This window comes from Pseudomonas sp. P179 (assembly GCF_000478485.2).
GTDB classification, from domain to species: domain Bacteria; phylum Pseudomonadota; class Gammaproteobacteria; order Pseudomonadales; family Pseudomonadaceae; genus Pseudomonas; species Pseudomonas aeruginosa.
Genome location: NZ_KI517354.1, coordinates 705,558 through 720,388, shown reverse-complemented (window position 1 = coordinate 720,388; position 14,831 = coordinate 705,558). Strand labels below are relative to the sequence as shown.

Sequence of the window (14,831 nt, the reverse complement as noted above, 5' to 3'; positions counted from 1 at the left end):
GGTTGTGCGCCGCGGTATCCGATTGACCTTAGGTCATGAGACGGTTTCCGCCAGCAGCGCCTCGACCTTGCGCCGCAATTCTTCCAGCAGGGCTCGTTCCTCGGCCGAATAGTCGCGCGGTCGGCTGTCGAGTACGCAGACGGTGCCGTACGGGGTGCCGTCGGGCGCATGAACCGGATAGCCAAGGTAGTTGCTCAGGCCGAACTCGACTTCATCCTCGTTGCCGGCCCATTCCGTCTCCTGGCGCGAGTCGCGCACGTGCAACGGGGCGTCGCGGTCGACCACGCGTTCGCAGTAGAGGGGTTTGGCGCCGTCTTCATGGACGCTCTTGCGGCCTTCGGCGCCGATCGGGTAGGTGTCCTCCAGGCGTCCGGCGGAGGCCTCGACGCGCATGTGCCGGGGCAGGGAACGCATGATCAGCACCGACGGCACGTCGAGCCGGCGGGCCAGTGCGTCGATATCCCGGCGCAGGGATTCGAATCGTTCGGAGGATTTCGCCATGCCCGGCCTCGCCCATGTCTGGTGGATGAACCGCGACTGTAGCGGCGAAAGGGGGCTTGGCCTAAATACCCTTTGGTGCGCTCCCCCTCGCTCGAGCGCATAAGCGCCCGGCTGTCACTCCTCGGTCGGGCCGGGCAGGTACTCCAGCAGGTCTCCCGGCTGGCACGCCAGGTAGGCGCAGATGGCCTCCAGGGTAGCGAGGCGAATGCCCTTTACCTTGCCCTGCTTGAGCAGCGACAGGTTCTGTTCGGTGATGCCGATGGCCTGGGCCAGGTCCTTGGACCTGGCCTTGCGCAGGGCGAGCATGACGTCCAGCCTGATTTCGATGGGCATGGCGGACCTCAGACGAACTGGCGGTTTTCCTCGGCGAGCAGGGCGGCCTTGCGCTGGATGCGCGCGATCACCATCACCGAGGCGGCGGCGAACAGGCTGACCAGTTCCGCCGAACCGAAGCTGAGACTGACGATGCGTTGCCCCTGGGGTTGGAGGAAGGTGACCCAGACTGTCAGCAGCGGTTCCAGCAGGAAGTTCGCCAGCACCCAGCAAGCCAGGCACAGGCCGACCTTGCCGAGCAGCGCCGCGGCGTCTTCGCAGAAATACTCGCCGCGCCCGTAGTGCTGGAACAGCCTTCGCAGCGCCTGCAGTCCACTGGCCAGGACCAGCAGCGGCAGGCTCGACAGGAGGATGCCGCCGAGGGCCTGCCAGAGCGGCATGTCCCGCGCCACAACGCCGAGGTCGCCGGCGACACCGGTGGCGGTGAGAGCGAAACCGAGGCCGTGCTCGCTGGCAAGGTCGGGGAAGATCCAGCACGCGGCGTTGAGCAGCAGCATGCCGGCGATCAACAGCAGGGTCAGGGTAGCCATCAGGCGGCTGTAGCCGGCCAGGCGGTCGCTTGTCATCGGGGGTACTCCTGGGAAGGTGGGCAGGCCCCTCGGAAACGAGGGAAACCGAAGTGATCATAGTTTAATAATAAATTATCGTAAAACGATAATTTCAAGATCGCTGCATCCGGCCTGGAGCGCTCCGCAAAATCCCCCCCGTGCCTGCCGGGGGCACGGAGGGGAAGCGTCCTACTTCTGCAGCAACTGGACGTTGTCGATGAACATCGACTCCTGCTGGTTACCGCTGAGGATCATCAGTTCAGCACGCTTGATCGGCCCCTTCGGCAATTGCACCTGGCCGCGCAGGCTGGCCCAGCGGCCATTCTCGACCACCTTGTAGCCCAGGGGCAGGTATTCGCCGGGCCGACCCTGGCTTTCCAGGTAGAGGTAGGCATAGGTCATGGCCTGCGAGCCGCGACCGTCGCCGACCCGTACGTCCGCGCTGAACGCGTAGGTCCGGCCTGCTTCCAGGTTGCCCAGCAGGCTGGTGCTCGCGCCGGTGCCGGCGTAGCGCCGCTGGTAGGCTTCCAGGGCCAGCCGCCCGGCGCTGGCGACGCGCGTGGCGCGGGCGCTGGCATGCACGCCGCTCCAGCCGCCGATGCCGCTCTCGAAGTCGTAGGCGATGCGTTTCGGCGCCGGCGGTACGCTCGGCGGCGCGGCCTGGGCTTCCTGCAGGTTCATCTCGTCGACCAGCAGGCTGGCGCCGCTGTCGCTCCAGACCGCCACGTAGAGGTTGCGCTGGTCGGCGGCGGGACGGTAGTCGAAGGTCTTCTCCAGGCGACTGAACTCGTTGCCGCTGACCGACAGTTCGACGCTCTGCGCCGGGTTGTAGGCCAGGGCGCCATCGGCGCGTTCGCTGAGCAGCGCCATGCGCACGGTTTCACGGGTATTGGCGGCCTTGAGCATGACCTTGCCGCTCAGCCGGTAGCCGCTGCCGGCGCGCAGGGGGGCAATGGGGCGGACCAGCAGATCGAAGCCACGCACGTCGACCAGCAAGGCATTGTCGCGGCAGCCCTTGGCGACGTTCACCAGGCTCAACTGGGCGTTGCCGGACCATGCGCGCCAGCCTTCCATGCTGGCGAACTCGCCATCGCCGAGCAGGCCGCCGAGCTTGGCTTTCGTGCACCATGGCAGGTCCGGCGGGGTCGGCGTGTCGCCGCCGGAGCCCGGGTTGAGCGTGCCGGGTACCTTGGTCGGGCGAAAGTCGGCGATCTGCGTGGCCATGCTGTTCAGCGCGCGTACGGCGTCGGCGTGTTCTTCGCGGCCGCAGGGCTGGTTGGCGCATTCGGCGTTGACCAGGCGCGGGTTGGCGAAGAACGGTGCCTGCTTGTTGGTGCCGAAGGCATGCGGGTAGGCCATCACGGTGGCGAAGCGCCCTTGCACGCCGTAGCCTCGGCTCCATTCGTAGGTGCCGCTGTGGGCGTAGCGCGGATCGTAGTAGCTGGACTCCAGGTCCTGCTCGTAGGAGTGGCGCAGGCCCATGTTGTGGCCGGCTTCATGGGCGAAGGTGTTGAGCCCGCAGTCGACCCCGGTGAGGTTGTAGGCAATGTCCTTGGCGTTGCTGTGGAAGCGCCCGCTGTTCTTATCGCCCGAGCCCATGTAGCCGATGCCGCAGGTGATGTAGCCGTTGCCGCTGTTCTGCGAGCGGTTGACCAGGCTGACCAGGTCGGCGCCGTACTGCTCGCGCAGGCGCTGCACCTGCGGGTCGCGCATGAAGCGATCGAGGTTGGCGCCGGTCACCGTCGGGTAGTCGGCCCAGTCCAGGCGCTGCTTGTGCACCAGACGCAGGCGCAGGTTGACGCCGCTCTTCTCGTAGGCGGTGTTGGCGAACTCGATGTAGCTGGCGATCCGCGCATCGATGTCGCGGCCATTTGCGGTCTGGGTCGCCGCGGTGGTGTAGAGGACCATGATGTCGACGGTCTTCGGCGCGGCCTGGGCGGCAGAGGCTACCGCCAGGGCTAGGGTGGAGCAGAGCAGGGATTTCTTCATGGGTTGCCTGTGTTCGGACAATAGGAAGCCATGGCGCCCCGAGGGCACCGCTGGGGAAACATGCTGGGAAGGTGGGCTCAGCCCTGGGCGGGCGGCGGCATCGGTGGCAGCTCGGCGAGCGGCGCGTCGACATGATCGCCGTGCGGGTCGCTACGCGCGGCGATGTCGTTCTCGTCGATCACCCGGGTCTTGCCGCTGCGGTTGTCGACGATGATCGAGTAGCTGCCGTCGAGGGTGGCGACATTGATGTGGGTTTCCAGGCTGCCGCGCACCACGGTCAGGCTTTCCGCCTCGTCGCCGTCCACCAGGCCGCCGCGCCAGACCGGCAGGCCGGCGCTGTTATGGGTGCTGGCGAGGCGTGCCTGCAAGGGCCGCTCGCGACCCGGCAGGCTCATTTCCAGCACCTGGCCGAGCGCCAGCGTGTCGAGCAGGGCGGGTTCGACCTGCGCCAGGTATTCGGGAATACCCTGGGCGCCTTCGCGGCTGCGCAGTTCGCCTTGCCAGAGCGTCACCCGCTCGCGTGGCGCGGGCGTCGTGACGGGGGTCGGGGCGAGCATGCGGGTAGCGTCCGCCGCCGGCGCCGCGAGCGCCGCTGTCGGGGCGGCGGCTGCCTGGGCGGCGGGGGACTGGCGGGCCTGCGGCGATGCCTCGGGCGGAGCCGGGTCGAGCAGCCAGCCGCCGATCAGCGCACCGCCGATGGCGGCGGCCGAGGCTGCGTAGATCCATGTCTTGGCCACGTTGTTTCTCCTCTGAGTGAACGTGGCGCGGAGTCTAGGAAGAAGCCTCTCCCAGCGTGGCGGCAACCGTTCACATTTGCGCCAGGCCGCGCGCCGGCGTGACGAAACTGCGAATCAGGCCGGAGCGCTGCGGGCGCCAGGTCACGTGCGCTCTGTGCGCTGCGGCAAGGCTGGCGTTCGGCCGCCATGCTGTTCGCGGCGGAAGGCTTCGGCGCACCTGGCCGTCCTCGCGCTTGAAGAACTGGACGAAGTTGCTCGGCTCGTCGAAGCCGATGCCATCGTCTACGGCAGCCCCACCTATATGGGCGGACCGGCCTGGCAGTTCAAGAAGTTCGCCGATGCCACCTCAAAGCCCTGGTTCGTCCAGCTGGCTTCGCTGACGCCTGGCGCTGGCTATGGGGTGTCGACATCCCGGCCGACGGTGGCATGTTCGCTCATCTCCAGGCAACCCGGTACGGCCTCTAGCCGCGCCGGGGCCTCAGCCTCGCGCCAGTTGCAGGAGACGGGCGCGCTCCTGCATCAGCGGCCGGCAACTGCGGATGCCTTCGACGATGCTGTAGAGGCTTTCGATCTGCTGCTGGCTGAGGCTGTTGTTCTGGGCCCAGCCGAGCAACTGCAGCCAGGTCCAGCGGGCGATGGTCTCGCTCTGCGTCTCGGCCTTCCTGCGGTCGTCCCCGTCGCTCTGTCCGACCAGGGTCTCCACCAGCCCCGAGGCGCACAACGGCAGCAGCTCCCGGTACTGCTCCGGGTGCGTGTCGCGTAGGCGACGCAGGGCCATTATGGCGGTGGTTATCGAGTCTGAATCCAAGCTTTTGTTCACAGTTCACTCCTTGTGCGTACAGGCTGGCGGCTGGTTGATCCCTGGGCCGCGAGCAACTGTTCGATGAAACGCGTCAGCTCTTTCTTGAACTCGGGTGTCAGGCTGGACACCTTGAGGATGAGCTCGGCCAGCTCGTCCTCGGGGCAATAGAGGTAGGCCATGGGGACCTGGAGGACCATGGCCAGCTGTTCGGAAGTCCGCATGTTGGGGGAGTGCCGTTCGCGTTCGTATTGGTTCATCCGTGCGCTGGCGGAAAACTCGTCCATTCCCACCAGCATGCCCAACTGTTTCTGCGAGTATCCCGCTCTGATTCTTGCGGCTTTTAGCCGGGTACCTAGCATCCATACAACTCCCGTCCCGTTGGCCCGCTCGCTCAAGGTTGGGCAAATCTGGACAAGATGGAAGCTCAGGAATCCTTAGTTTTCGCCGTGCCGGAGGCTCTGTCGTCCGGGGCGGCGCGCGGTTTCGACGCCGTGTACGAGGCTGCGGCGGGGATATGCGTCGATGTCGCCGAGATCGCGCATGCTCCGGTTTTCTCGCGGCGAGCCGGAGTATATGCGAATTGCATAAAGGCGGACGCCGTTTCGTCGCCTGGGGGCGGCGGGTCGTCGTCTCGCCAGAGGGGCGGGCATCGGCGCCGAGGCGGCGGAAAACGGCGATCGGGACGATACTCAGGAAAGGTGGGCGTTGCGGAACCAAGCCTCGCCTTCCAGGACTAATAGCCGGGTTTCACGCAGAGGTCATTCCCATGAGAACAACAACAAGCATCCGCCGTGTCGCTGCCGTCCTGGCAGCGCTGCACCTGCTCACCTTCGCCGAGGTTCCGCTCGCCCAGGCAGCGATGATCGGTACTGCGGAAGTCATGCAGCAACAACAGCACAACCTCGATCGCCAGCAACTGCTGAAGATGCTCGACGACCAGGGCGTCCAGAAGAAGCTGGAGGCCATGGGCGTGCCCCGCGACCAGGTGGCGAGTCGCATCAACAGCCTGACCAACGCCGAGCTGGCGCAGTTCAACCAGCAGCTGGACCAGGCGCCGGCGGGCGGCATCATCGGCATCATCGTGTTGTTCCTGGTGATCTTCATCATCACCGACATGCTTTGCGCCACGGATATCTTCAGCTTCATCAAATGCATCAATCGGTGAGGCGGCTGGCAGGGGCACTGCTGGTCTCCGCAATGCTCGGCGGCTGCGCGCAGCCGCCGAGACTGCCGCCGGAAAGCGCGGCGCTGCCCGCACGGGTGGAGCTGCGCGAAGTGCCGTTCTTCCCCCAGGAAGCCTACCAGTGCGGTCCCGCCGCGCTGGCCACGATGCTTGGCCAGCGCGGCCTGGCGTTGACGCCGGGGCAATTGAAGGACGAGGTGTTCATTCCCGGTCGCGAGGGCAGCCTGCAATTGGAGATGGTCGCCGCGGCGCGCCGCCACGGCATGCTGGTCTATCCGCTGCAAGGCGGACTGGAGAGCGTGCTCGAGGAGGTCGCGGCGGGCAACCCGGTGCTGGTGTTACAGAACCAGGCTTTCTCCTGGTGGCCGCGCTGGCACTTCGCGGTGGTGGTCGGTTTCGATCGGGAGCGCCGCGAACTGGTGCTGCGCTCGGGCATCACCCGGCGCTGGGTTACCGACTTCACCAGCTTCGAGTCGACCTGGAAGCGTTCGGGGCGCTGGGCGGTGCTGACCCTGCCGGGTGACCGCCTGCCGGCCACGGCAGCGGCGGTCCCGTGGCTCAAGGCCGCCAGTGACAGCGAGGAAACCGGCCACCCCAAGGTTGCCCGGCGCGCCTACGAAGAAGCCGTGCGACGCTGGCCTGAGGACGCCTTCGCCTGGTTTGCCCTGGGCAACAGTCGCTACGCCGCAGGCGATTCCGCCGCTGCCGAACAGGCCATGCTCACCAGCGTCGAGCGTCGCGTGGATTTCGCCGCGGGTTGGTTCAACCTGTCCCAGTTGCTGGCGGAACGCGGTTGCGCGGCGCCGGCGCGCCAGGCGCAGGCCTGCGCGCGGGCATTGCAGCCTGGGGAAGCCCGCTTCGCTGCGGCCTTGCCGCAGGCCGTCGCACCCGCGGCTCGGTGCGCCGAGCTGCCGGCCTGTCCCGTTGGCGCACCGCCCCGCTGAGGCGGCGGAGCCGAAGGTTGTCGGAACCCCGTTCCAGCGAGACGGCTCTATACCTGGGAGGACCCCACTCAGGTGCAGAACATGGCCAACGACAAGCGGACTTCGCCCCCCACCCCCCGGCAACCGGCCAAGGGCGGTGCGGCGGGCAAGCGCCAGGGGCATGCGGCGGAGGGCACGCGCAAGCCGCGTGCGCGCGGCGAGGAGCGGAAAGAGAAACCGGCCGACGGACGTTCGGCCACGGCGCTGACCGCCAACGAGCGGCGGGAGATCGACGACAAGCAGCCACCGCGCGCCGCTGTCCTGCACGAGGTGATTCGCGTCCAGGGCGAACACGAGTTGCAGCGCACGCTGGCGGCACTCTGGTGGTCGGCGGTGGCCGCGGGGCTGACCATCGGCCTCTCGTTGATGGGCATGGGCCTGTTCCGCGCTGCCTTGCCCGAGCAGGAGTGGGCGATCATCGTCAGCAGCTTCGGCTATCCCATGGGCTTCCTGGCAGTGATCCTCGCCCGCCAGCAACTGTTCACCGAAAACACCCTGACCGCCGTGTTGCCGGTGATGACCGAGCCGACCCTGGAAAAGGCCTGGCAACTGTTGCGTCTCTGGAGCGTGGTGCTGTTCGGCAATATCGTCGGTACGCTGCTGTTCGCCTGGGCGGTGCTGCATCTGCCGATATTCAATGAAGCGGCCGACGCGGCGTTCCTTGAGATCGGCCGCGAGGTGATGCACAACGACCTGGCGCAAATGTTCGCCAAGGGCATCGTTTCCGGCTGGATGATCGCCACCATGGTCTGGCTGATCCCGGCGGCGGAGGGCGCGAAGATCTGGATCATCGCGATGGTCACCTACCTGATGGCGCTGGGCAGCTTCACCCACATCGTGGTGGGCTCGGCGGAGGTAGGCTACCTGGCGTTCGCCGGGGAAATCGGCTGGACCGAGTTCCTGCTGAAGTTCGCCCTGCCTACCCTGGGCGGCAACATCGTCGGCGGTAGCCTGATCTTCGCCCTGATCAGTCATGCGCAGATCCGTAGCGAAGGTTGAGGAGCGGATGGAAAAAACGGCACCCCGGGGTGCCGTTCTGTCGACGCGGACTAGACCCCGAGCTTGTCGCGCAGGCTGTAGTACCAGGCGCCGATGGCGGTGAACGGTACGCGGAACAGCTTGCCGCCGGGGAAGGGGTAGTGCGGCAGGCCGGCGAAAGCGTCGAAGCGCTCGGCCTGGCCGCGCAGGGCTTCGGCCAGGACCTTGCCGGCGACGTGGGTGTAGGTCACGCCGTGGCCGCTGCAACCCTGGGAATAGTAGATGTTGTCGCCGATGCGGCCGACCTGGGGCAGGCGCGAGAGGGTCAGCAGGAAGTTGCCGGTCCAGGCGAAGTCGATCTTCACGTCCTTCAGTTGCGGGAAGGTCTTGAGCATCTTCGGCCGGATGATCGCCTCGATGTCCGCCGGATCACGAGCGCCATAGATCACGCCGCCACCATAGATCAGGCGCTTGTCGCCGGAGAGGCGATAGTAGTCGAGCAGGTAATTGCAGTCTTCCACGCAGTAGTCCTGCGGCAGCAGGCTGTGGGCCAGTTCCTCGTTCAGCGGCTCGGTGGTGATCACCTGGGTGCCGCAGGGCATCGACTTGGCCGCCAGTTCCGGGACCAGGCCGTTGAGGTAGGCGTTACCGGCGACCACGATGAACTTCGCCTTCACCTTGCCTTGCGGGGTATGCACCACCGGGCTGGCGCCGCGCTCGATGCGGGTCGCCGGGCTCTGCTCGTAGATTCTGCCGCCGAGCGACTCCACCGCCGCCGCTTCGCCGAGGGCGAGGTTCAGCGGATGGATGTGGCCGCCGCTCATGTCAAGCATGCCACCTATATAGTTGTCGGTCGCCACCACCTCGCGGATGCGCTTGGCGTCCATGATCTCCAACTGGTTGTGGCCGTAGCGTTCCCACAACTGTTTCTGCGCGCGCAGGTGATCCATCTGCTTCTCGGTGAAGGCGGCGAACACCCCGCCGTCCTTCAGGTCGCATTGGATACCGTAGCGGGCCACGCGCTCGCGGATGATGCGCCCGCCTTCGAAGGCCATCTCGCCGAGCAACTGCGCTTCGCGCTTGCCGACGGTGCGCTCGATCACGTCGATGTCGCGGCTGTAGCTGTTGACGATCTGGCCGCCGTTGCGCCCGGAAGCGCCGAAGCCGACCTTGGCGGTTTCCAGTACGGTGACCTTGAAACCATTCTCCAACAGGAACAGGGCGGTGGAGAGGCCGGTATAGCCGGCACCGATCACGCAGACGTCGGTTTCGACCTCGCCCTGGAGTTCCGGGCGGGGCGGCGCGGGATTGGCCGACGCGGCGTAATAGGAGGAGGGGTAGGGGGTGTGCGGCATCTTGCACCTCTGTTTTTTATTTTTTACGGATGCCCGGATGCTACCCGAGTCGAAATCGGCCGGCTAGCCTCCGTGCAAAATTTTCAACGGACCCCCAGAAAATAAAAATTCCACTTTTTCAGAGAGTTAGCGAAAAAAAAGCTTGACGGTGTTTTTGGGGTCTGTAGAATGCGCGCCATCAGCAGGCACGTAGCTCAGTTGGTTAGAGCACCACCTTGACATGGTGGGGGTCGTTGGTTCGAATCCAATCGTGCCTACCAAACAAATCCTGCGCTGCTGGCGGGGCAAGAAAGGCGATCCGAAAGGGTCGCCTTTTTTCATTTGCGCCCCGAAAAAGGCCGCTCGGCCCGTGCTCGCCTGGGCTCGCGCTTCATCGCATAGCCGCTATTGACAGCGGGGGCGGTCTTTTCCGACCCTAGCGCCTTCACGGATGATTCAGGCGACAAGGCTCATGACGACCTCTTCCGGTTCGCGTATCGGCGGACTTCTTCACGCTTCCCTTTTTTCCCTGCTCGGACTCGGTCTCCTGCTCGCCGGCGGTTTCAAGACCGTCGAGCGGTACCATTTCCTGCGTACTGCGCAGGAAGCCCAGGGGACGGTCAGCGCCTTGAATGCCGGCGGTTCGCATCCGCAGATCGATTTCACCAGCGTTTCCGGCGAGCGGATTTCCTATCCCCAGGGCGGCTTCATCTTCGGCTACCAGGTGGGCGAGCCGGTTCGCGTCCTCTACGAGGCTGGGCGGCCGGCGGCCAGCGCGATAGTCGACGATGCCGGCGCGCTCTGGGGAACCAGCGCTTTCCTCTGCGGCTTCGGCGCACTCTTCGGTATTGTCGGGTTCAGGGGATTGCTGGGCCTGCGTTCTTCCCAACCGACCTCAAAAGGACATTGAAGTCATGTCGCAACTTCCCATTCCCTTGCCCCTCAACGAGAGTCGCTGGCGCTACGTGACGGCCAGTGGCGGAGGCATGACCGTGGCCTTCCTGGCGGGTAGCGGCGGCTCCATCACGTTGCTCTCGCCGGAGGGTGAGAACGTGTCCTTCCGCTATGGCGGGGTGGGCGGCGGGATCGGACTGGGCATGCGCCTGCCGCGCTTCGGCAAGGTCAACCTCAATGTCAAGGGCAAGAGCGTTGGCGGGGCCGGTGCGCTGGAGGCGTTGCCGAGCACCGGAACCGTCTTGGTCGCGGACGGCCTGGTGGGGCGCGACCTGTCCCGCGGCGACTTCACCGGGCCCTGCATGTACGTCGAACTCGGCGCGGGAGTCATCGCCGGCGGTTCGGGCACGGCGATTCTCTTCGGCCTCGATCCCAAGCTGCTGGCGGCGGTGGCGCTGGCGAGCGCCTCGCCATTGACCGCCGCGCTGGGCGCCAGCATGTCGCGGCAATTACTGCAATCGTCCCGTGGCGCCCTGTTGATGGCCGGGGTCAACGTCGGTGCACAGTTCGGCGGCGGCGCGGCGGCTTACCTGGGGGCGTTGTTCTGATGCAGGAGGGCGATCCGGGAGGATCGCCCTTTTTACCTTGCGCAGGCGTGCGGCGGCCAGGGCTCCGTTGAGTTCCATGGCCAGCGGGGCGGTGGCGGAAATCGTTACCGGCGCGGGGAACGGTCGTCGGAGATTCCGAACCGGCATGGATCGGTTCTTTCCAAACAAGCCCATCCACTCGTTCGAGGTGTCGTGCTTGTGTCCAGGTTGATCATGCCCGGAGGGCCGTTGTCGCAAGAATCCGATGTCCGGATCTTCTGTTCAGCCAAGGAGCGGCTGGACTTCTACCGGCGGGAAATCCACTACGAGACGGGCCAGCTATCCAGTCGGACCAACGCCTACCTGACGGCGCAGTCGTTCCTGGTCATCGCCTATGCCTCGTCGATGGCCAACCTGAACCCGGCCTGGGGCGAGCTGTTCACCCTGGTGGTGCCGGCGCTCCTGGCACTGCTCGGGATCGTCAATTCCCTGCATGCCTGGCCGGGCATCCAGGCATCCTCGGAGATCATCTGCCACTGGCAGTTCAAGCAGTCCTGCCTGTTGCACAGCGATCCGGAGATCGGCCTGGCCTACGATGATTCGCCATTGTTCAGCGAACGCGAGGTCAACCGCGGCAGCTTCGAGAAAACCTTGCTGTTCTCGCGACGCGTGCCGTTCCTGTTCGCCGGCTTCTGGTGTGCGCTGGGCGTGTTTTCGCTCTGGTTGCAACTGGCCGGTTAGCGCTGGTGGCCCATCGTTTCGGCAAGGCTTGGCGTTGGCGGAGGCTTGCCGGCTCGATAGGCGGGCGCCGTCGGATCCGGGAACGCCCGGCGTCAGGGCGCTGCCTGCTCGCAGAGATCGTTGCCGAGGAGGCGCGCGCCCAGGCCGCGAAGCAGGTAGGTCTCGACATGGCTGCCGTCCGGGCAGTCGACTCGGTAGCCGAGCGCCAGGCCGGCGGAGAGAAGAACGAACAGGAACAGGCCGATATGTTGCAGTTTGCTCATGGTGTTTTCTACGAAAGAGGCTTGAGGGCGCAGGCGCTGCGCCGGGCGATTCTAGTGCAATGAGGCAGGGGGAGGAGCCGATTTGCATGCCTAAGCGTTCTACATGGTCCAGGGCGCCCAGCGATTCGACAGTCGCCCTGCGCCGATCGACGGCGAGCCGGAGCGAATCCGGCTGCAACTGCGTCTGTACCTGGGTTGAGCCGTTGACGGGCGCTGTCGCTGCCTTTATAAGACCGCCTCACGCAGCCGGCAGGCAGTCGAAGATGAGCGACGAAGACGATATTCACGAACCCGAACACGATCACCTGCTGGATAACGATTACCTCGAGGACGAGCGTGACGAAGATACGTTCGGCGCGCTCGACGAGCCCGATACCTGCGGAACCGGCAGGCGACGTTCCTGCGAATATTGCGACGCGGTCCAGGTCCCAGTCGATAGCGAGGGTTTCTCTATCTGCGCCGATTGCGCAGGGCTGGAGGACTAGCCCTGGTCAGACGCTGACCACCCGGTTGCGTCCGGCACGCTTGGCGTCGTACAGCGCGGCATCCGCCCGGGCGAGTGCCCGTTCCGGTTCTTCGCCGCTGCCGGCCAGGGTACAGCCGGCACTGATGGTCACCGGCACGGACGTGCCGGCACAGTCGATCGGGGTCGCTTCCATCAGTTCGCGGATGCGATTGGCGATCATGGTCAGTTCCGTGGTCTCGCGGACCCGGACCATCGCCACGAACTCCTCGCCGCCGAAACGCGCCAGGAGATCTTCCGGCCGCAGCGCCGCGCGCAGTCGCGAAGCCGCCTCGCGGAGGACGCTGTCGCCGGCCCGGTGCCCCAGGGTGTCGTTGATACGTTTGAAATGGTCGATATCGCTGTAGATGATGCCGATGCGCTGGTCGCTGGCCCGCGCCAACTCCAGTTCATGCTGGTGCAGCGCGTGGAAGCCGGCCCGGTTCCACAATTGGGTGAGGGGGTCGAGCAGTGACTTGCGCTGCTCCCGGTCGATCTCCTGGCGCAGGAAGCGGGTGTGCTCGGTGAGGCTGCGTAGCTGGAGATATCCTTCGGCCAGGATCGACAGTCGATTGAGCTGGCGTCCTTCCCGGAGATCCAGAAGCCGCGGGCTCGGGTCGATCAGGCAGAGTGTGCCGATGGCCTGGCCATTGCTGGCGTGCAGGGGCTCGCCGGCGTAGAAGCGGATGAAGGGCGGCCCGGTGACCAGCGGATTGTCGTGAAAACGCGGATCCCTGGAGGCGTCCGTCACCATCAGCGGTTCGCTGGCCAGGATGGCGTGGCCGCAGAAGGACAGGTCGCGCGGCGTCTGTTCGGCATCCAGGCCGATACGGGCCTTGAACCATTGGCGGTCGTGGTCGATCAGACTGATCAGCACGGTCTTCACCCCGAAGGTTTCCCGCGCCAGTTCCACCAGGGCGTCCAGGTAGTGTTCGGCGGGGGTGTCGACCAGCGCCATGTCGTCCAGGGCCTGCTGGCGCAGGGCTTCGTCGGGAGGGAGGGGGCAGGCGAGCATACTGGATCCTGATCACGGTGGAGACTTTCGGTATAGCTGCCGGACAGGCTGAAGGCCAGCCTGGCGTCCGCAGTCGGCGCAAGGGTGAAGAGGGCAAAAAAAATCCCGGCCGCGTGGAGCAGGCCGGGAAAGGATCCAGGGATGTACAGCGCCCACAGCTTATGTCGGCGGCGGTTTCGATGAAGCTGCCGGATCTGGTAGGCGCGATTTTCGCGTCGATGTGTGACCCGCTTCGCCGACTATCCTGGCAAGTGGGGTCGCGAACCAATAGGATTTGCGGGTTTTATTCAATCTGGGTGAATGCGTGCAGGAAATCTACTCTGAAGAACAGATGCGCAAGGCGCTGGGCCTTGCCGAAACGCGACCGAAAAAGGTCCGGACCGAGGCCAGCCAGCCGGTCCGCTACACCATCGTCGAACTGAGCGTGCGCAAGGGCGGGGCGGGATTGCCGCTGCGTTTCGAACATCGCTCGCGCTCCATCAGCAAGGTCACCGCGCAACTGGAAGCGGAGAAGGAAGCCAAGCGCCAGGGTTACCAGGTCTGGGCGCTGCTGGATATCCGTCAGATCTGAGCGAGGCGCCTGCGCGGGGCGCGGCATTGTCCTGGTCTCGGTCCGGCTGCTAAGGTGCGCAGCCCATCGATACAGGAGTCCGGAACATGGAACTGACGATCTTCCAGGTAGACGCATTCGCCGACAGTCCCTTCCAGGGCAATCCGGCGGCGGTCTGCCCCCTCGATGCCTGGCTGGACGACGAGCGCCTGCAGGCCATCGCGGAAGAGAACAATCTTTCGGAAACCGCCTTTGTCGTCGGCCGCGACGGCGACTATCGATTGCGCTGGTTCACGCCGCAGGTCGAGGTGGACCTGTGCGGTCATGCGACCCTGGCGACGGCCTGGGTACTGATCCACAAGCTCGACGACGCTTCCCCGGTACTGCGTTTCGCTACCCGTAGCGGTGAGCTGAGCGTGCGGCGCGAGGGCGACTCGCTGGCGATGGACTTCCCGGCCAAGCGTCCGGAGCCTTGCGCGACACCGGACGGACTGCTGGAGGCGCTGGGTATTGCCGAGGCGGAAGTGCTGAAGACCGACGATTACCTCGTGGTGGTCGACGACGAAAAGACGATCGCCGCCCTGGCGCCTGACTTCGCCCGGCTGAAGGGCTTGCCGTGCCGCGGGGTGGCGGTGACCGCGCGCAGCCAGCGCTTCGATTTCGTCTCGCGCTGGTTCGGGCCCAACGTCGGCGTCAACGAAGACCCGGTGACCGGTTCCGCGCATACCTCCCTGGCGCCGTACTGGGCGCAGCGCCTGGGCAAGACCCGGCTGAGCGCCGAGCAGGGCGGGGCGCGCAAGGGGCGCCTGGAATGCGACGTGCGCGGCGAGCGGGTGGTCATCTCCGGCAAGGCGGCGTTGTACATGAGCGGTACGCTCCATCTCTGATCCC

At 65.7% G+C, this 14,831-nt stretch carries 19 protein-coding genes and 1 tRNA gene; 11 read left to right on the top strand and 9 right to left on the bottom strand.

Annotated elements, in window-relative coordinates:
* Positions 1-33: 33 nt before the first annotated feature.
* From HMPREF1224_RS15895 to bamI, 5 genes are all read right to left on the bottom strand, one after another.
* Entirely contained in the window at positions 34-501 is a 468-nt protein-coding gene (locus HMPREF1224_RS15895; RefSeq protein WP_003104034.1) for a GAF domain-containing protein, read from the bottom strand.
* Between the two features lie 114 nt (positions 502-615).
* A complete protein-coding gene (locus tag HMPREF1224_RS15890) occupies positions 616-834 on the bottom strand; it encodes a helix-turn-helix domain-containing protein (RefSeq protein ID WP_003108924.1) in 219 nt (72 codons plus the stop codon).
* Positions 835-842: 8 nt separating this feature from the next.
* Entirely contained in the window at positions 843-1,400 is a 558-nt protein-coding gene (locus HMPREF1224_RS15885) for a DUF2975 domain-containing protein (RefSeq protein WP_003090849.1), read from the bottom strand.
* A gap of 171 nt (positions 1,401-1,571) precedes the next feature.
* Positions 1,572-3,371: a metalloendopeptidase Mep72 gene (gene mep72, locus HMPREF1224_RS15880; RefSeq protein WP_003119896.1), complete on the bottom strand. Its 1,800-nt coding sequence runs from the start codon at positions 3,369-3,371 to the stop codon at positions 1,572-1,574.
* A 77-nt stretch (positions 3,372-3,448) separates the two neighbouring features.
* The gene (bamI, locus tag HMPREF1224_RS15875; RefSeq protein WP_003124476.1) at positions 3,449-4,108 is read right to left on the bottom strand and encodes a biofilm-associated metzincin protease inhibitor BamI; all 660 of its coding nucleotides are present in this window, start codon (positions 4,106-4,108) and stop codon (positions 3,449-3,451) included.
* A 154-nt stretch (positions 4,109-4,262) separates the two neighbouring features.
* On the opposite strand from bamI, the gene HMPREF1224_RS46155 reads away from it, so the two are divergent.
* Positions 4,263-4,871: an NAD(P)H-dependent oxidoreductase gene (locus HMPREF1224_RS46155; RefSeq protein WP_071534012.1), complete on the top strand. Its 609-nt coding sequence runs from the start codon at positions 4,263-4,265 to the stop codon at positions 4,869-4,871.
* Positions 4,872-4,924: 53 nt separating this feature from the next.
* Here HMPREF1224_RS46155 and HMPREF1224_RS15865 read toward each other — a convergent pair whose 3' ends face one another.
* Positions 4,925-5,269 (bottom strand): helix-turn-helix domain-containing protein, encoded by a 345-nt coding sequence (locus tag HMPREF1224_RS15865; RefSeq protein WP_003115217.1) that lies wholly within the window; start codon positions 5,267-5,269, stop codon positions 4,925-4,927.
* Between the two features lie 407 nt (positions 5,270-5,676).
* Between HMPREF1224_RS15865 and HMPREF1224_RS15860 the strand changes: the two genes are divergently transcribed.
* The 3 genes from HMPREF1224_RS15860 (at position 5,677) to HMPREF1224_RS15850 (ending at position 8,075) form a co-directional block, all read left to right on the top strand.
* Positions 5,677-6,075, top strand: a complete 399-nt coding sequence (locus HMPREF1224_RS15860) for a PA2779 family protein (RefSeq protein WP_003090843.1) — start codon at positions 5,677-5,679, stop codon at positions 6,073-6,075.
* 32 nt (positions 6,076-6,107) lie between these two features.
* On the top strand, positions 6,108-7,037 hold the full coding sequence (locus HMPREF1224_RS15855; protein WP_003162463.1) for a PA2778 family cysteine peptidase: 930 nt from the start codon (positions 6,108-6,110) through the stop codon (positions 7,035-7,037).
* 81 nt (positions 7,038-7,118) lie between these two features.
* Positions 7,119-8,075 carry a formate/nitrite transporter family protein gene (locus HMPREF1224_RS15850; protein ID WP_003107204.1) on the top strand — a complete coding sequence of 319 codons (957 nt, stop codon included), beginning with the start codon at positions 7,119-7,121 and terminating at the stop codon, positions 8,073-8,075.
* A gap of 50 nt (positions 8,076-8,125) precedes the next feature.
* Here HMPREF1224_RS15850 and HMPREF1224_RS15845 read toward each other — a convergent pair whose 3' ends face one another.
* Positions 8,126-9,409: an NAD(P)/FAD-dependent oxidoreductase gene (locus HMPREF1224_RS15845; RefSeq protein ID WP_003119900.1), complete on the bottom strand. Its 1,284-nt coding sequence runs from the start codon at positions 9,407-9,409 to the stop codon at positions 8,126-8,128.
* A 183-nt stretch (positions 9,410-9,592) separates the two neighbouring features.
* Here HMPREF1224_RS15845 and HMPREF1224_RS15840 point away from each other — a divergent pair.
* The 4 genes from HMPREF1224_RS15840 to HMPREF1224_RS15825 all read left to right on the top strand — a co-directional run bounded on the left by HMPREF1224_RS15840 (position 9,593) and on the right by HMPREF1224_RS15825 (position 11,610).
* Positions 9,593-9,669: transfer RNA gene (locus HMPREF1224_RS15840), tRNA-Val, on the top strand.
* A 191-nt stretch (positions 9,670-9,860) separates the two neighbouring features.
* Positions 9,861-10,298 carry a type VI secretion system immunity protein Tsi4 gene (gene tsi4 / locus HMPREF1224_RS15835; RefSeq protein WP_003099162.1) on the top strand — a complete coding sequence of 146 codons (438 nt, stop codon included), beginning with the start codon at positions 9,861-9,863 and terminating at the stop codon, positions 10,296-10,298.
* Positions 10,299-10,302: 4 nt separating this feature from the next.
* Positions 10,303-10,890 carry a type IV secretion system toxin Tse4 gene (tse4, locus tag HMPREF1224_RS15830; RefSeq protein WP_003099160.1) on the top strand — a complete coding sequence of 196 codons (588 nt, stop codon included), beginning with the start codon at positions 10,303-10,305 and terminating at the stop codon, positions 10,888-10,890.
* 198 nt (positions 10,891-11,088) lie between these two features.
* Entirely contained in the window at positions 11,089-11,610 is a 522-nt protein-coding gene (locus tag HMPREF1224_RS15825; RefSeq protein ID WP_003119901.1) for a hypothetical protein, read from the top strand.
* Between the two features lie 92 nt (positions 11,611-11,702).
* Here HMPREF1224_RS15825 and HMPREF1224_RS15820 read toward each other — a convergent pair whose 3' ends face one another.
* Positions 11,703-11,873 (bottom strand): hypothetical protein, encoded by a 171-nt coding sequence (locus tag HMPREF1224_RS15820; RefSeq protein WP_003099153.1) that lies wholly within the window; start codon positions 11,871-11,873, stop codon positions 11,703-11,705.
* A 263-nt stretch (positions 11,874-12,136) separates the two neighbouring features.
* On the opposite strand from HMPREF1224_RS15820, the gene HMPREF1224_RS45555 reads away from it, so the two are divergent.
* Positions 12,137-12,358, top strand: a complete 222-nt coding sequence (locus HMPREF1224_RS45555; protein WP_009876699.1) for a hypothetical protein — start codon at positions 12,137-12,139, stop codon at positions 12,356-12,358.
* Positions 12,359-12,364: 6 nt separating this feature from the next.
* Here the strand turns inward: HMPREF1224_RS45555 and HMPREF1224_RS15810 are convergent, their stop codons facing one another.
* On the bottom strand, positions 12,365-13,390 hold the full coding sequence (locus HMPREF1224_RS15810) for a diguanylate cyclase (RefSeq protein ID WP_003114426.1): 1,026 nt from the start codon (positions 13,388-13,390) through the stop codon (positions 12,365-12,367).
* 331 nt (positions 13,391-13,721) lie between these two features.
* Here HMPREF1224_RS15810 and HMPREF1224_RS15805 point away from each other — a divergent pair, with 331 nt between their 5' ends.
* Both HMPREF1224_RS15805 and HMPREF1224_RS15800 read left to right on the top strand, forming a co-directional pair.
* The gene (locus tag HMPREF1224_RS15805; RefSeq protein WP_003114425.1) at positions 13,722-13,961 is read left to right on the top strand and encodes a hypothetical protein; all 240 of its coding nucleotides are present in this window, start codon (positions 13,722-13,724) and stop codon (positions 13,959-13,961) included.
* Positions 13,962-14,047: 86 nt separating this feature from the next.
* Positions 14,048-14,827 carry a PhzF family phenazine biosynthesis protein gene (locus tag HMPREF1224_RS15800; RefSeq protein WP_003114424.1) on the top strand — a complete coding sequence of 260 codons (780 nt, stop codon included), beginning with the start codon at positions 14,048-14,050 and terminating at the stop codon, positions 14,825-14,827.
* The last annotated feature ends 4 nt before the right edge of the window (positions 14,828-14,831 follow it).

What these genes read in the sequence shown, in the direction of transcription:
- HMPREF1224_RS15865 (WP_003115217.1), bottom strand. Translation starts at nt 5,269, where the DNA reads ATGCTAGGTACCCGGCTAAAAGCCGCAAGAATCAGAGCGGGATACTCG.
- mep72 (WP_003119896.1), bottom strand. Translation starts at nt 3,371, where the DNA reads ATGAAGAAATCCCTGCTCTGCTCCACCCTAGCCCTGGCGGTAGCCTCT.
- HMPREF1224_RS15845 (WP_003119900.1), bottom strand. Translation starts at nt 9,409, where the DNA reads ATGCCGCACACCCCCTACCCCTCCTCCTATTACGCCGCGTCGGCCAAT.
- HMPREF1224_RS15855 (WP_003162463.1), top strand. Translation starts at nt 6,108, where the DNA reads ATGCTCGGCGGCTGCGCGCAGCCGCCGAGACTGCCGCCGGAAAGCGCG.
- HMPREF1224_RS15800 (WP_003114424.1), top strand. Translation starts at nt 14,048, where the DNA reads ATGGAACTGACGATCTTCCAGGTAGACGCATTCGCCGACAGTCCCTTC.
- HMPREF1224_RS15860 (WP_003090843.1), top strand. Translation starts at nt 5,677, where the DNA reads ATGAGAACAACAACAAGCATCCGCCGTGTCGCTGCCGTCCTGGCAGCG.
- tsi4 (WP_003099162.1), top strand. Translation starts at nt 9,861, where the DNA reads ATGACGACCTCTTCCGGTTCGCGTATCGGCGGACTTCTTCACGCTTCC.
- HMPREF1224_RS15850 (WP_003107204.1), top strand. Translation starts at nt 7,119, where the DNA reads ATGGCCAACGACAAGCGGACTTCGCCCCCCACCCCCCGGCAACCGGCC.
- HMPREF1224_RS15820 (WP_003099153.1), bottom strand. Translation starts at nt 11,873, where the DNA reads ATGAGCAAACTGCAACATATCGGCCTGTTCCTGTTCGTTCTTCTCTCC.
- HMPREF1224_RS15805 (WP_003114425.1), top strand. Translation starts at nt 13,722, where the DNA reads ATGCGCAAGGCGCTGGGCCTTGCCGAAACGCGACCGAAAAAGGTCCGG.
- tse4 (WP_003099160.1), top strand. Translation starts at nt 10,303, where the DNA reads ATGTCGCAACTTCCCATTCCCTTGCCCCTCAACGAGAGTCGCTGGCGC.
- HMPREF1224_RS15810 (WP_003114426.1), bottom strand. Translation starts at nt 13,390, where the DNA reads ATGCTCGCCTGCCCCCTCCCTCCCGACGAAGCCCTGCGCCAGCAGGCC.
- HMPREF1224_RS15890 (WP_003108924.1), bottom strand. Translation starts at nt 834, where the DNA reads ATGCCCATCGAAATCAGGCTGGACGTCATGCTCGCCCTGCGCAAGGCC.
- HMPREF1224_RS15895 (WP_003104034.1), bottom strand. Translation starts at nt 501, where the DNA reads ATGGCGAAATCCTCCGAACGATTCGAATCCCTGCGCCGGGATATCGAC.
- HMPREF1224_RS15885 (WP_003090849.1), bottom strand. Translation starts at nt 1,400, where the DNA reads ATGACAAGCGACCGCCTGGCCGGCTACAGCCGCCTGATGGCTACCCTG.
- HMPREF1224_RS45555 (WP_009876699.1), top strand. Translation starts at nt 12,137, where the DNA reads ATGAGCGACGAAGACGATATTCACGAACCCGAACACGATCACCTGCTG.